The organism is Bacillus sp. AFS041924 (assembly GCF_002577195.1).
Taxonomy (GTDB): domain Bacteria; phylum Bacillota; class Bacilli; order Bacillales; family Bacillaceae_G; genus Gottfriedia.
The window spans coordinates 1-14,528 of sequence record NZ_NULG01000030.1 but is presented as its reverse complement, the minus strand read 5'-3'; the positions used below and the strand labels follow the sequence as shown (position 1 = coordinate 14,528).

Below are 14,528 nucleotides of genomic sequence, written 5' to 3'. Positions count from 1 at the left end.
CATAATTTTGGCATTTAGTTTAGATCAAGGAATGTTTCTTTCCTTTTTAAAAGAGTATATATCCAATGTAATAATTTATTTACACAAGCAATTATTGCTACTTTTGCGGGTTTACCTTCCACACGTTTTCTATCATAAAATTCTTTTAATCGTTTATTTCTGGAACTCCTAATTCCACAAAGGACTGCCATATATAGAACGTGACGGAGCCTAGTTGAACCTCTTTTGGTAATACGATTTATTGTGGCATTGAACTTACCAGACTGAAATACACTAGGATCAACTCCAGCGAAGGCTACTAATTTTTTGGGATGATTAAACCGTTCTATTTCACCAATTTCAGAGAGTATCGTTGCACCGATTTTTTCTCCGATACCTGGAATAGACTGGATTATCTTATATTCTTCGATATCTTTAGTGAGAGTAGCTATTTGTTCCTCTAAGATAGATAGGTGCTCTTGGTATTGAAGAAGCATTTGAATAAACATATTTAGACTGATTAAATGACTTTGATAAATAATTTTATCAAAAGGATTATTCATGGCAGCTTCTTTCAATTTAGCTGCTTTTTTTAATGCCCATTGGTAAGAACGTGTTTTACATAGTGAACGGATCTTCTCAGCTAAATTAACTTCACATTCTTTTAAAACCTTTTCAGAAGTAGGATATACATTTAATAGATTTAAAGATACTTTAGAAAATAAATCACCAAATACGCGTCTATATTCAGGAAAAACTTGATCTAACATGGTGTGAAATTGTAGCTTTGCTTGGATATATAGACCAGTTATCGCCTCATGTTGTCTCGTTAAATGGCGTAGGTTTAAGAGATTAATTCCTCGTTTTTTATAGGGCTCTAATTCTTCTTTATAAAACAATTGACAAAGATTATAGGCATCCATGGCATCAGTTTTTACTTTTCTTAAGCTTGTTTTTTTAGACTGATGGGACACTAAAGGATTAATCATAATATACAAGTAATTGTATTTCTCTAAGAATTGAATGACAGGTGCTTGATAATGTACTGTGGCTTCTAGAATGATAGTAGGTTTAACTAATGTCTTGTTTTCTAAATCCTTTAAAAATTGTAGAAAGAAAGTTAAACCTTCGCTTGTGTGATAAATTTTGAAGCTTTTTCCGTAAGGAATACTCTTATTTAAAAAGGCTTGTACTTCGCTTTCTCCTTTTGAAACATCCAGACCAACTACTGGATTCATTAACATCTCTCCTTAACTCTTATTTACCAGTAACCTCTATCTCTTCTTATAGTTTCATAGCTTCGCTTGTTATTCGGGATCAAGTCCCAACCAGCCTCAAACATGTTTCTATAAGTAGAGGGAGAACAGTTTTGTCGACGGGATCCTGGTCCCACTGGCAGTTACGTTCTACCCTGGCTACTGTAATCATATTACCTATAAAAAATAGGTCAACCAGAAATTTCTGGCTAACCATATAATACGAATTGGCAGTATATGAATCCACTTGTTAACGCAACTTTTAAATTTAAAAGTCCAATGAAAACAGTGGATGTCATCTTAAAGGATAATAAAACTGGAAATGTAGTTGGTTTTGTACAATCCTTCAATGTAGAGTCTGCAAAACCTGATCAACAATACTGGGTTCTTGGTGCATTTACAGGTGTTGTTTATCCGTTTACTGGAGATCCAAGTCATCCAATTTCTGATGAATCTGTAGAGGTCCCTGAAGGAGATTACATGCTTGAAATGATCGGCCATGATTCAGAAGGTCAGTCGTACACAGCTGGATCATTTATGCTAGTAGATAACACAAAACCAGACGTGAAGTTTGACAAAAAACCTGGTGTATATGAAATCAATGATTCAATGTACACCGAAGAATATGGTAAGAAAGCGTTCTGGAATCATGGTAATGTAACAGATAGTTCAATAAAGGTTTTAAAGTCTAAAGGATTGAATATTGATCAATCGGCGAACACAATGTATAGTTCCTTAACCTATAACGGACTTCCATATTATGGGGTTATTGACTGGCCGCCAGTAGCAGCAAACGGCGATGTAGAATATGGTATCGAATCAACTGATATCGCTAATGGACCATTTTATGTATATTTTGCTGCTTCAGACATTGCGTTGAATGTAAATTATAAAAAGTATATTTACCTAAAAGAAGGAACAGAGTACCTAACTTCGAGCTATGATAAACAGGAAGTGAAATTAGGAGATACTGTCACAATGACACTTAGTCTAAACAATGTGAAAAATCTTGTGTCAGGAAAATATGATGTGAAATATGATTCAGGGTTATACACCTTTAAAAACGTTAAATTAAACAATGCAATCAAGAAATATGCGAAACAAAATGGATTAGATGCTGTATTGAACGATCCAGTTTTCAAGGGAACAGGTGTTAATTCACTAGTTACAGTCGGTGCCACACTAAGTGGATCTGAATTTAAAGGTTTGAACGAAGATATGCCGTTCTTAGACGTTACGTTCAAAGTAACTGGAGATGAATGGTATTACGGAGAATCTGAATTTAAAGTGACGACTTCTACTTATACGAAGGCAGGCCAATCAAATGCGGTAACTCTTCCGTTTTATAGTACAGCTAATTTTGGTTTTATATCGAAGCATTCAAAAATAACTGGAAGTATTTTACCTGAAGCATTCGCAAAAACAATTACTAGCGGATTAAGCTTAACATCACGTGATTACACGAAAATTGGTGCAAAGATCTATGCAGTATCTCCAAGTGGAAAGAAATATAATGGGACAATCGATAGCCGCGGGACATTTACGATTTTAGGTGTACCGGCTTCTGCGCAGAATTATACAGTTGTTGTAGACATTCCTGGACATTTAAAAACGTATAAGCAAGTTATGACTGGTGTTATGCTACAAGGTTCTTATTTTGGTCAAAGTATTGGATTGGGACAAATGAACCTAGGCATTGCAGGCGATGTAAATGGTGATGATGTAGTTGACATTAAAGATGTTCAAAGTGCAGTTGATGTTTATGGTACAACTGATTCAGCTATCTTGGCGCAAGATATTAACCAAGATGGTGTTGTGAATGAGGCCGATGTTCGATTCATCGAGAAGAATTTTATGGAGAAATCACCAGAAGCGAAAAAAGAACCACAAGCAACTGTGGGTAAAAAAGGATTAGATTACTACTTGAACTTGATCGGTCTGGAACCAAAGCATTAAATAAAATAGTAATGAGAAATGGGTAAGTAGTTCAGTTGATACGGAGAGACAATAGAATTGCAATATAATTTTTAAGACCAAATCGCTAAAAGATTTGGTCTTTTAGCTTATTTAGAAAGAACAAAATGTTGAATATCTATACAAGCTTGAATAGAATAAAGATTTTAGAAATTTCCGTAATAGGTTTGTTTTTAAGATAGATAGACCAGAGTTCGTCACTAATATAAACGACTTGATGTTACCAGATAAAGTATCTGAAAAAATCTACTCAATCATTGAACTAACGTATTAGTTAAATAAGGAAGTTATCTAAAGTAGTACATTTAGATATAGTGCCGGTCATTTATACAAAGGTAAAGTTTCTTATGGAACACACTCACTCATTAATGAACCAAACAAAATAAAGTGAAGCTATTGTCAGAATTTGACTGCTTCACTTCTTTTTGTTATTGCTAAAAATAAACTCTTCAAAATGGTTTCACTCTCTTTTCTATTATCGTTCAAGTTAGTTATTCCATTAAGCATTTTGATAAAAGCAACCACTCATTTTAATAGAGGACTTTTCCTTTCTATTAAGTTTTTAAGCCTCCTAAATAGAAAGGCCATTAATGATGATGATGGATAAACGACTCCTATTTCTTAAGTATGATCGGAATTTAAAAATAAAGAAATTAGAAGAAAAATATATTCATAAACTAAATAAAAAAACTGAATATTGGTAATATTTGTTATTTTATGTCGATAAATTTAAATAAAATGATAATATTTTGCGAAATAAAGATACAGTCAACCTTCCATATAATCAAATTAGGATGGGGAAACAACCACAAAGGGGAAGAAGTTTTTATAGATATTTTTAACATTATCTGCTGTTTAAAGATAAAAAAATTAAAAATTGGTGGTGATCGTTCTACAAAGCTATTAAATATAGTGAATTATCTTGTAAAAAGTAAAGCTAATAGTTGAATTATAAGGAAATCTGAGAAAAGAAAAACGATTAATAGTCTTACAGAAAAATATTATCTCTTGTACAGCTAGAAAGAATGTCGAGTTTAAACAGAAGCCTGAGAAAGTCGTTCAATTTTGATACCCATTCGTTTTTGAAAAAATTGATTTGTTAGGTGATTGTAATTTTTTAAACATGTTATTATAGGCACAATTTTAGTTTTAGCAAATATTAATAATCAGGGGGAAAGTTATGAAATCAGGAAAACTTAAACATATTTTTACTGGTACTGTCATTACTAGTTTGCTATTTTCCACAGGTGGTCAATATAAGGCTATTGCCGAAATTAAAAATCAGAATAATCAAAATAGTGTAGAAAAGATGTTGGCAAACTTAACTGATGAACAAAGGAAGGCACTGAATGAACTTGACGTTTCACCAGGATTCGTTATTTCGCCAGATATAAATCAAAAAAGCTCTAGATTGGTCAATGTCATCGTTGAATTTAACCAAGCACCTGCAAAGGTAGAAGTTTTAAAGCAAGCATTGAAGGGGAAAAAGATGTCTCTTTCTAACGCAAAAGATAAACAAGAAAGTGATCATGATAAATTTAAAGATGAGTGGAAGAATATAAAAAGTCAGAATGAGCGAAAAGCGACGAAAATGGGAGAGGCCAAAATCACGAGAGAATACCATAATGCATTTAATGGTGTAGCGATAACATTGCCTGGAATTGCTGTACAAGAGTTACTTAGCACAGGTGTTGTTAAACGAATTTGGCAGGACAACGAGGTTAAGCTTGATCTTCCAAAAGAAGCTGCTGAAATGCAGACTTCTGGTCCAACAAAAGTAGATGATAGCCTTCCACAAATCGGTGCGGACAAACTTCACCAAGAGAACATTACTGGAAAAGGCGTAAAAGTAGGAGTTATTGATACTGGTATTGATTATAACCATCCAGATTTAAAAGGGATTTTTAAAGGTGGATATGATTTTGTTGATAATGATGCGGATCCGATGGAGACAACTTATAAGGACTGGAAGGCTTCTGGACAGCCTGAAACTAATATGTCTGGTACTAGTTATTATACCGAACATGGAACGCACGTTTCTGGGTCAATTGGAGCGCAAAAGAAAAATAACTCTCCATCGGCCGTTATGGGTGTAGCACCTGACGTTGATCTTTATGTATACAGAGTATTGGGACCTTATGGGTCTGGAACAAACGACGCAGTTATGGCAGGTATTGATAAAGCTGTAAAAGATGGAATGGATGTCATCAATTTATCTTTAGGATCAAGCGTTAACGACCCGCTTAGTCCGACATCTATTGCGATAAACAATGCAATGTTATCTGGTGTTGTTGCATGTGTTGCGTCAGGAAATGCTGGACCTAATGAAAAAACACTTGGAGCTCCTGGAGCGGCAGCATTAGCAGTGACAGTAGGAGCGAGCGATATGTCGCTAGCTATTCCAACATATACAGCAAGTGCAGGGGATACAAAGCTAACAAATATGCAACTATTAGCACAAAATTATACAGATAGTTTAGAAGATCTTAAAAATACGACTTTACCGATTGTTGATGTTGGGTTAGGAGCAAAGAGCGATTATGCGAATAAAGATGTAGCGGGTAAGGTAGCGTTTATACAGCGTGGCACGTATACTTTTGATGAGAAAGTGCAAAATGCAAAAGCTGCAGGTGCAAAGGCGGTAATTGTATATAACAATGTAGATGGTGATATCGATGCTTTTATTGGTGAAGGCACAAATTATATTCCATCGTTCCGTATTTCCAAGGCTGATGGTGAACGGCTAAAAGGGAAAAATGAAATTACATTTGAATCATTAGGTAGCGTTAAAACAGAAGGTGATCACTTAGCTGATTTTAGTTCAAGAGGACCTGCTGAAGGAACAGGTGACATTAAACCAGATGTAGTTGCACCGGGCGTATCCATCTTTTCTACTCTTCCTGAATATATTAATGATAAGCAAGACGGGGAGAAATACGATATAGCATATGGTCGCCTTTCAGGAACATCTATGGCCACTCCTCATGTAGCCGGGGCTGCAGCTCTAATCTTGCAAGCACATCCGGACTATACACCTTTTGAAGTAAAAGAAGCATTAATGAATACCGCTGACAAAATGAATGGTGATTACTCTGTTAATGCAGTTGGGGCAGGTAGAATTGATGTATATGAGGCAGTCCATTCTGATACTTTATTGAAGGTTATGGACAAAACGATGAATGCACAGGATGGCAATTTAGTCGAAATTGCTGAAGAAACAGGTTCAATGGCTTTTGGTACTCACTATATAGGGGACGCTAAGAATATTGAAGACAGTAGAAAAGTAGTTATCGAAAATCTGAATCAAAAAGATTTAAAGACGTTTGACATAAATGTAGAGTTCTTACCTGCTTATGGTGAAATTCAAGATGGTGCAAAAAATGGTGTAAAAGTAAATGTACCAAGTACTGTATCAGTAGAAGCAGGAAAATCTACAGAAGTTAATCCAACCATTGTTGTACCTAAACAAGCAAAATTCGGTAGATATGAAGGATACATTCATTTTGTCAATTCAAAGAATAGTGAAGAAAACTATCAAATTCCATTTTCAATCAATGTAAGAGATAAAGGATTCGATTACATGAGAATGAGTAGACCGATGATAACAAATGATATGACGAATCCCCATCCGTATTCAACTCCATATAATAGTGTATATTTCAAATTATCAAGCCCTGTAAATACGATTGATGTATTGGTGAAAGATGGGAAAACAGGAGAACCGATTGGACTTGTCGGAACTTTTGGTGCAAGTAATTTAGTAACCGGTATCGATTATTACGTGCAAGGCCTGTTTAGAGGCGAAGTTTACCCATTCACAAATAAGAAAAAACAACCAATTTCAGATGAAAAGGTAAAACTTCCAGAAGGTGATTATTTATTTGAAATGATTGCCCATGATGCAGATGGAAAGTCATACAGCAAGGATGCTATTGTTATGATTGACAATACTCCTCCAAAAGTAGAGGTATCACTAAAACCAGGTGTTTATGAAGTGAATGATTCGATGTATTCGACAGAAACGGGATTAGATGGACCTGCAGTATGGATACACGGTAACGTTTATGATTCAACTGTTGATGCGTTGAAACAAAAAGGAGTCAATATCAGTCAGTCTACGAACGGTGCACTTTGGTGGGAGTATAATTATTATAATCAATATTTCCTCGCAATCGATCAAGAGGGTAACTTTAGATTCCCAGCATCAAAGTCTGAGCTTGACCAAGTAGGCTACATTGATTCGAACTTATTTGTTTTTGATAATGCAACAGCGTCAGACGGATATCCACAAGGAATTAAGCATTACATGTTTATAAAAGAAGGTACAGAATACGCGATGCCAAGTTACGACAAAGAAAAGGTTAGGCTTGGTGATGAAATTACGATGACAATGAATTTAAATAATATTAAGCAACTTGCTTTTGGAGAATATACCGTATCTTTTTATAAAGACTTTCTTAATTTTCAAAATGTCAAAATCAATGATGCATTTAAAAAATATGCTGAAGAAAAGGGTGTAAAAATTAATTTAAGTGCACCAACAGTAAGTGCAGGGTCACTTAAAATAGGGTCACTTAAAGTAGGGGCTACAATTGATCAAACTGATTTGAAAATCGATAAGGATTTACCGTTTTTAGATGTCACGTTTAAAGTCACGAATGATAAAATCTATGAATCAGAGGCAACACCAATAGATGTCACTTCTTTTAAATATAAGAAAACGTCTAGTTCGACTAATACAATAATTCGCGCATTTAAAGATAAAACTTTTACTGTCTTACCTAAACAATCAATAGTAAATGGTTCAATTTTGCCTGAAGCTTTCATGAATAATGATCAAGTGAATGCTGCAATTGATTACTCAAAGATTGGAGCAAAAGTGTACGCACAAGATGCAAGTGGTAAAACCTATGAAGCATCAAGTATTACAAAGACTGGTTACTTTACAATTGATAATATTCCATTATCAGACAAAGCCTATGACATTTATGTAAAGTTACCTGGCCACTTTGCAAGCAAAATATCAACCAAACTAGTGAGAGACGTCAATGGTGATCTTGCGGGGGTAAGTCCAGTAGTAGATATGGAGAAAAACCGTGCAGGTGATGTGAATGGCGATAATGTGATTGATGTATTGGATGCAATCTACTTACAAGTTTATTGGGGAACGAATAAACGCAATGCGGATGTTAACTTTGATGGTGTAGTTGATGAGAAAGATATGGCTTTTGTTGAGAAAAACTATTTAAGGCAAAATACTTCATTTAACAATGAGACAAAACCTAAAAAGAAATACAAATCACAAACTTTAGAAAGTATTAAGAAAGAACTAGGAATTAACTAAAAACAAAAGACTGAAAAATTCGAAATAATTTTTGTTTTAATTGACTCCGGTTTTTTACCGGAGTCTTTCTTTATTCTTTACTATTCCCTTTACATATAAATACTCTATATTTGAAAAGTAATAGTAGAAAAAAATATATTTTCATAATGTTGAATATCAATTTAATTAATATCGTTCGATTGGAGGATATAATAGTGCATTTGTTTGTTTATCCTTTATTATTATTGTTTTTATTATTGACTTCGATTATCTTAATAATAATTATACTAAATTAATGACAAATTCCAGTCGCTTGATAGAATACAAACATTTTATCCAAAATCAAAAGTCCTTTTTAACGAAAGAATATAAATGTAACAGATACAAATATTTATTTTTTGTTTTATTCCACACCTAGATAAAGTTATAATGAAAACAAATAATATAACAGAAACTACGGTTCTTATACAGAAACAAACAGTGGAGGTGTGGAAATAATGCTAAAAACATTAGACAATTCTTTAGAGCTATTAAAATGTTTTACAAAACAGAATCCTTCATGGGGGGTTCGAGAGCTATCTAAGGAAATGAATATGAACCATTCAGTCGTTTATCGAATTTTATCTACTTTCGAGAGTCACGGATTCTTAGCTCAAAATTCAGAAACAAAGAAATATGAACTAGGGATTCGATTTATGGAATACGGTTATATTGTTCAAGAAAAAATGAATCTTTCAAATTTTATTTATCCAATTATGAAAGAGCTTTCAGAGGAGACGGAAGAATCTACATTTTTAACATGGCTTGAAGGTTCAGAAGGGATAACAGTAGAAATTGCTGAGACTGATAAAAGAATTAAATTTGCTGTATCAAAGGGCGCAAGATCAGTCTTATACGCTGGAGCATCAAGTAAGGTCATAATGGCCTATCTTCCCCAAGAGAAAATAGCAGAAATTATGGATACAGGATTACAGGCATTTACAACCAAGACAATACTAGAACCTGAAACATTGTTGAAAGATTTAGAGGAGATTCGTGCGAAAGGATGGTGCTATTCAATCGGTGAATATTCTGAATCAATCTTCGCGTTATCTGTCCCATTATTTAATAGAAAGAATGAAATAATTGCGTCTTTAACGATAGGTGGACCAGAATATCGTATGCCAGAATCAATCATACCCGAAGTTTTACCGAAGCTCCAAAAAGCGGCAGAGAAAATACAAGGCTATTTCTCTCAATATGATGTAGAAACACAAAGTAATTACATATCAAGATGATAATTGATACCATAAACTAATCATTTAAAACTGCCCGCTCAATTGAGCGGGCAGTTTTTTTATAGATTTGCTTTACCAAAGCTTGGAAGAATATTAATATTGAAAATTTTTAGATTATTTATTATAATTGGTTTATAATTTTAGAAACAGTGTTTCTTATATAGAAACATATTAAGTTGATAAAAAACGACTAAGGGGGGATATAAAAGGTATAAAAGGTAAAAAAGCGTTTAAAAGAGTATGAAAATGAGGACTGTATAAAGAGAAAAATTGTAGTTGTTAGGAATTATTAATGGGGGTATAAACTATGAAAGACACAAAAAAGCATCCAAGTATTTTTGAACCCTTTGCGCTTATCTTTAATATTGTAACGAGTATTATTGGGGCGATCATTGGAATGCAAATCATTACGACTCTTGGGGTAACACCAAGTACATCAATCGTTGGTGCACTTGTTGCTATGCTGGTAGCTAGGATACCAGGAGCAATGTTTAAAAAGTACAAATCGATTCATCGACAAAATCTAGTTCAAACATCGATTTCTTCTGCTACGTTTGGTGCAGCTAACAGTTTATTAATACCGATTGGGATTCCATTTGTTATGGGGAATACGAAATTAATTATACCTATGTTGATTGGTGCAGCATTAGCTATGTTTGTAGATGCTGCCATCCTATACAAAATATTTGATTCTAGGCTTTTCCCGGCATCAGAAACTTGGGCACCTGGAGTGGCTACAGCTCAGTCTATTCTAGCTGGAGATAAGGGTGGAAAACGTGCCGCACTTTTAGGAGTTGGTACAGCAATTGGGATAATAGGTTCTTATTTTAATATTTCAATGTCGGCATTTGGTACAGCGTTTATCGGCAATATTTGGGCACTTTCAATGTTTGGCATCGGACTAATGATTCGCCAGTATTCGATTCCTTGGTTTAATTTTGATATTAATCAGCACTATATTGCACATGGATTCATGATCGGTGCTGGAATAGTAGCTTTAATTCAAGTTTCATTCTTAATTTTTGGAAAACAAAAGAAAAGTAATCAGAAACAAGCGAAAGCTACAGAGAATTTAGATGAGAGTAGATTAACTAGACCGATTAAGGAAGCAAGACGTGCATTGGGCTATGGATTTATTGCATATCTGGTAATAGCTTTATTAATTGCTATTACAGGCGGTATCATTACAAAAATGTCTCCAGGAATGTTTATAGGATTCCTACTATTTGCAGCTTTTGCAGCATTTGTTCATGAATTAATTGTTGGGATTGCTGCTATGCATTCAGGTTGGTTCCCAGCATTTGCTGTAGCTTTCATTACGCTTCTATTTGGAATGTTAATCGGATTTCCACCTGTAGCACTAGCACTGTTGGCTGGGTTTAGCGCTGCTACTGGTCCGGCATTTGCTGATATGGGATACGATTTGAAAACTGGCTACATTCTTCGCGGAAATGGCGAAGACAAAGAGTATGAATTACAAGGAAGAAAGCAACAGTACATTACTGGTATGATTTCATTTGGGGTTGCTCTTTTAACAGTTCTGATCACATATAAAAGTTATTTTGCCCAAAATCTAGTACCTCCAATTGATGCGGTATATGTTTCAACAATTAAAGCGGGTGCATCTCCAGAAGTAGCAAAACAGCTGTTATTCTGGGCAATTCCAGGCGCAATTATCCAATTAATTGGTGGCCCTGGTAAACAATTAGGAGTCTTATTTGCAACTGGATTACTGATATTAAGTCCGAATGCTTGCTGGGCTGTTCTTTTAGGTATTCTAATCCGTATTGTTGTATTGAAAGTAAAAGGAAAAGAAGCTGAAGCTCCAATGAGTATTTTAGCTGCAGGTTTTATCGCAGGTGACGCATTGTTCAACTTCTTTAATTCAATGTTCAAAATCAGAAAGTGAGGCGAAATAAAATGGCAATTATAAAATTAGATGAAAAAACTGTTGAATATGTAGTATATGGTGGCGCAGTCTTAGGTGGCGGCGGCGGTGGCTGGATTGAAGAGGGACTTAAAATAGGTAAGTTAGCTCTTGAAGTTGGTCAACCGAAACTACTTACAATTGATGAGCTTGAAGATGACGATTTACTAGTAACAGTATCATTAGTTGGGGCTCCTGCAGCAAAGGAGCAATTTGTTAAACCAATGTATTATGCTCAGGCATTAGAGCTACTTTCGAAAAAAATAGGTAAACCAATAAAAGGGATTATTACAAATGAAAATGGGGCAAGTACTTCAGTAAATGGATGGTTTCAAAGTGCTGTGACAAATATTCCAGTAATTGATATTCCATGTAATGGACGTGCACACCCTACTGGATCAATGGGCTCTTTAAATTTATCAGAACTACCTGATTATGTATCACATCAAGCAGCGCTTGGTGGAAAAGATGAAAACTATGTCGAGGTGAGTATGTCAGGCTCACTTGATAAAACATCTAACATGGTTCGAAAAGCTTCAATCGAAGCAGGTGGAGTTGTTGCTGTTGCGAGAAATCCTGTAACTGTCGCATACGCAAAGCAAAATGGCTCACCTGGTGCAATCAAGCAAGCTATGGAAGTTGGAGAAGCTTTATTAAGCCATCAAGGTGAAGAGGCAATCGATGCAGTCGTTAAAAAATTAGGTGGAAAAGTCATTACAACAGGAACTGTTACTGACTTTCAACTTGAAACGGCCGGCGGATTTGATGTTGGAACTGTATTAATCAATGATTCTTATGAATTAACATTTTGGAATGAATATATGACACTAGAAAAAGACGGAGAGCGATTTGCAACCTTCCCTGATTTAATTATGACGTTTGATGCAAAAACAGCAAAACCGATAGTGTCCGCAGCGATCGAAAAAGGGCAGCATCTTTCAGTTATCGCAGTACCGAAAGAAAATTTAATTTTGAGTACTACAATGAGCAATGAAAAATTACTAAGACAAATTGAAGGAATTATAAAAAAATCAGTACTTTAAAACACATCGTGTAAATGAGACGGAGGGTTTAATATGACACTTAGACAAACTCTTACTGTAATGGATGCTCTAGATAATGCTTATGTAAACGGGCAAAAAGTAAAGGAATTATTTCTTCCATATCCTGACGTTACCGTAGAAGTAACTACCGTAACAGGTGAGAATGGTAGCACAGATTTTATTAAGATTGTGATTCCAGGAAAAGAAGGAAAAGTTGCTGGTGGTAATATTCCTACTTTTGGAATCGTAGGTCGTCTTGGTGGTATTGGGGCGAGACCCAGTCGTATCGGTCTAGTTTCAGATGCAGATGGTGCAGTCGCGGCAATTGCTTCTGCACTAAAATTAGCAGATATGCAAGTAAAGGGAGATGTCTTACAAGGTGATGTAATCGTCACAACTCATATTTGTCCTGATGCACCAACATTTCCACATGAGCCTGTAGACTTCATGGATTCACCTGTTGATATTTTAACAATGAATCAATATGAAGTTTTACCTGAAATGGACATGGTTCTTTCCATTGATACGACAAAAGGAAATCGTGTCATTAATCAAAAGGGAATTGCGATATCACCAACTGTAAAAGAAGGATATATTCTTCGTGTCAGTGACGATTTGCTGAGAATTATGGAAATGACAACAGGTCAACTTCCTGTTACGTATCCAATAACAATGCAAGATATTACACCATATGGAAATGACATTTATCATATTAATTCAATTCTTCAGCCGTCTGTTGCTACTGATTCGCCTGTAGTTGGACTAGCAATTACAGCTCAATCCATGGTTCCTGGATGTGGTACAGGAGCAAGCCATGAAACCGATATTGCATTGGCTGCTCGGTTTGCAATTGAAGCTGCCAAAGAAGCTACAAACGGTTCGTGCCAATTTTATAATCAAGTCGAATTTGAAAAAATTACGCAACTCTATGGTTCTATGAAAATCTTACAAACAATGGGGAAAAAATCTGTTTGTTAATCAAGAATGAAATGTACATTTCCTTATTAAAGAGGAGAGAAACAAATGCCGAAAATTGGAATGGTTACAATCGGTCAAGCGCCACGACTTGATATGGCACCAGTAATTGAAAAATATATAGAGGGTCGTTCTGAATTAGTTCAAGTTGGAGTTTTGGACGGGTTAATTAAAGAAACAATTGAAGAGCATTTGTCACCGGACTTTGGTGATTATGTGTTAACGACTCGATTGACAAACGGTGATTCTGTAGTGATGTCGCGGGAGAAAATTCAGCCCATTATTCAAGATAAGATTCATCAGTTGGAGAAGATGGGGATAAAGCAAATTTTACTTCTATGTACGGGTGTATTTCCAGGATTACAAACAAATACATCCTATCTAATTGAACCAGATCAAATTATTCCGTCTGCAGTTAAGGCGATAATTGGAAATCTTCGATTAGGGGTTATTATACCTTTAGCAGAACAAGTAGATAGTATAATTAATAAATTTTCTCAATTTGGAATGAGTCCTACTATTCAGGTTGCTTCTCCTTATAAAAATGATTTGAAAAATTTCGAAAAAGCAGGTAAGGCACTTAAGGAAAAAGTAGATATTATTTTACTTGATTGCATGGCATATTCAGAGCAGTCAAGAGAATTAGTGTCCAAAATAACAGGGCTTCCTGTTATCGTTTCAAATGTGATTATGGCAAAGCTAGTTTCAGAAATGATTTAATTAAAATGAAAAAAAGCGCTATTCTTTCTTATAATGAATTGTTCCCTATAAAGT

General features: G+C 35.0%; 8 protein-coding genes. 7 read left to right on the top strand and 1 reads right to left on the bottom strand.

Going from position 1 to position 14,528, the window contains the following annotated elements; all coding sequences use genetic code 11:
* Nucleotides 1-14: 14 nt before the first annotated feature.
* On the bottom strand, nt 15-1,217 hold the full coding sequence (locus tag COC46_RS10490; RefSeq protein WP_098809664.1) for an IS110 family RNA-guided transposase: 1,203 nt from the start codon (nt 1,215-1,217) through the stop codon (nt 15-17).
* A 255-nt stretch (nt 1,218-1,472) separates the two neighbouring features.
* Between COC46_RS10490 and COC46_RS10485 the strand changes: the two genes are divergently transcribed.
* The 7 genes from COC46_RS10485 (at nt 1,473) to COC46_RS10455 (ending at nt 14,474) form a co-directional block, all read left to right on the top strand.
* Complete coding sequence (locus COC46_RS10485; RefSeq protein WP_098809663.1) at nt 1,473-3,191, top strand: cohesin domain-containing protein; 1,719 nt, start codon at nt 1,473-1,475, stop codon at nt 3,189-3,191.
* A gap of 1,198 nt (nt 3,192-4,389) precedes the next feature.
* On the top strand, nt 4,390-8,553 hold the full coding sequence (locus COC46_RS23015; protein WP_098809662.1) for a S8 family serine peptidase: 4,164 nt from the start codon (nt 4,390-4,392) through the stop codon (nt 8,551-8,553).
* A gap of 476 nt (nt 8,554-9,029) precedes the next feature.
* Nucleotides 9,030-9,809 (top strand): IclR family transcriptional regulator, encoded by a 780-nt coding sequence (locus tag COC46_RS10475; RefSeq protein WP_369700045.1) that lies wholly within the window; start codon nt 9,030-9,032, stop codon nt 9,807-9,809.
* A gap of 307 nt (nt 9,810-10,116) precedes the next feature.
* A complete protein-coding gene (locus tag COC46_RS10470) occupies nt 10,117-11,718 on the top strand; it encodes an OPT/YSL family transporter (RefSeq protein WP_098809661.1) in 1,602 nt (533 codons plus the stop codon).
* Nucleotides 11,719-11,729: 11 nt separating this feature from the next.
* A complete protein-coding gene (locus tag COC46_RS10465; protein WP_098809660.1) occupies nt 11,730-12,779 on the top strand; it encodes an S-methyl thiohydantoin desulfurase family protein in 1,050 nt (349 codons plus the stop codon).
* Nucleotides 12,780-12,812: 33 nt separating this feature from the next.
* Entirely contained in the window at nt 12,813-13,757 is a 945-nt protein-coding gene (locus tag COC46_RS10460; RefSeq protein WP_098809659.1) for a DUF1177 domain-containing protein, read from the top strand.
* Between the two features lie 45 nt (nt 13,758-13,802).
* Nucleotides 13,803-14,474 carry an AroM family protein gene (locus COC46_RS10455; RefSeq protein ID WP_098809658.1) on the top strand — a complete coding sequence of 224 codons (672 nt, stop codon included), beginning with the start codon at nt 13,803-13,805 and terminating at the stop codon, nt 14,472-14,474.
* Nucleotides 14,475-14,528: the final 54 nt, after the last annotated feature.

Coding starts and splice junctions, on each gene's coding strand:
- COC46_RS10470 (WP_098809661.1), top strand. CDS start 10,117: ATGAAAGACACAAAAAAGCATCCAAGTATTTTTGAACCCTTTGCGCTT.
- COC46_RS10490 (WP_098809664.1), bottom strand. CDS start 1,217: ATGAATCCAGTAGTTGGTCTGGATGTTTCAAAAGGAGAAAGCGAAGTA.
- COC46_RS10455 (WP_098809658.1), top strand. CDS start 13,803: ATGCCGAAAATTGGAATGGTTACAATCGGTCAAGCGCCACGACTTGAT.
- COC46_RS10485 (WP_098809663.1), top strand. CDS start 1,473: ATGAATCCACTTGTTAACGCAACTTTTAAATTTAAAAGTCCAATGAAA.
- COC46_RS10465 (WP_098809660.1), top strand. CDS start 11,730: ATGGCAATTATAAAATTAGATGAAAAAACTGTTGAATATGTAGTATAT.
- COC46_RS10460 (WP_098809659.1), top strand. CDS start 12,813: ATGACACTTAGACAAACTCTTACTGTAATGGATGCTCTAGATAATGCT.
- COC46_RS10475 (WP_369700045.1), top strand. CDS start 9,030: ATGCTAAAAACATTAGACAATTCTTTAGAGCTATTAAAATGTTTTACA.
- COC46_RS23015 (WP_098809662.1), top strand. CDS start 4,390: ATGAAATCAGGAAAACTTAAACATATTTTTACTGGTACTGTCATTACT.